Consider the following 1,203-nt stretch of genomic DNA (forward strand, 5'->3'; position numbering starts at 1 on the left):
ATAAACAGGCCCACCCGATGGCCGTCGCGGCGCTCGCGGCGATGGCTGACCCGCCCGTTGGGCGCGAAGCGCACGTCGATCTCGCGCGCCAGTCCGGGGAAGACCGTGTGCCGCGCGTTTACGTAGCCGTAGCCGTCGATCTCCTCGTGGATCTCGCGGCGGTCGCTGCCGGTACCGACGGTGCGTATACGCGAGCGCGGCGCCGCGGCGTCGTGAACGGCCCCTGTTCCGGCGGTGGGTGCCGCCGCCGGGTTAGCGTTGGCCGCCCCCTCGGCGGCGGGCCGTTGTGCGGCGACCGCGACGCCGCCGTGGCACAGCGCAACGACGGCCAGCGGGCCGAGCAGTCGGAATCTGAACCGGGGATACGTCATTCCTGCAGGCCTTCCAGCCGTTTGTGCCAGGTCCGCTCGATGGGCTCGCCGGAGAACGTAATGGTCTCAACCGCCGTCACTTTCCCCCAGAAACGGATCGTGCCGTCGTCGGCCAGGTAGTCGGCAAGCGTGGTCTGCATCTGCTCCCTGGACCACGGGGTGGACGGGGCATCGGGGGAGGCATCCAGCGGCATGGGACGTAGTGGCCGGCCGCTGGCGTCAAGGAAACGCGTGCCGCGGAAGAAGAGCGCGGCCGGGGTTTCGGGGTCGACGTCATCGCCGACGGCGGCGGCGATGTCCACCAGCCAGGGCCTGTCCGGCGGTGTGGGGGCCGGTTCCGTGTGCCACGCCGGCTGGCCGGGGCAGCTCAGGCGGGTGTCCACCTCGATCCCGTAGAAGAACACGCGCACGCCGTCGTCGGTCATCAACAGCCAGTCCGTGGTCTCGCCGTCCGGGGTCCAGGTCTCGCTGATGAAATCCGGGTGGCGCTGAAAGGCGGGCTGCCAGACCAGTTCGTGCCCCTCCAGCGGCGGCGCGCTGGCGGTGAGCTCACAGGCCGAACCGATACCGCGCGGCAGCGTCAGGCGGAGCTGATTCCGGTCTGCGTCGCGGACGGCGAGATCGTCCAGGTTCAGCGGTGCCTTGCCCGGCGTCGTGGACCGGTCCAGGTAACGGGTTTCAGGGGGCGGCATATCGCGATTGGAGAACCGCAGGGCGCGGCTGGTGAAATGGAGGATGTGCCTGCTGCTCTCGGTGCTTTCGGTGAACAGCGCCAGGCCGAAGGTGTCCCCGTCCCCCTCGACAGCGTACTGCTGAAACCAGCGGTCGGGCT

2 protein-coding genes are annotated in these 1,203 nt (G+C 69.7%); both read right to left on the reverse strand.

What is annotated here, in order from left to right:
- A partial coding sequence (locus G7A99_RS03645) for a hypothetical protein (protein WP_163138905.1) occupies positions 1-371 on the reverse strand: 371 nt, incomplete at its 3' end.
- Positions 368-1,203: hypothetical protein (locus G7A99_RS03650; protein ID WP_205599716.1), on the reverse strand; the 836-nt coding region annotated here is incomplete at its 5' end. The genes G7A99_RS03645 and G7A99_RS03650, both read right to left, overlap by 4 nt.

The sequence above is a fragment of the Arhodomonas sp. KWT genome, assembly GCF_010993615.1.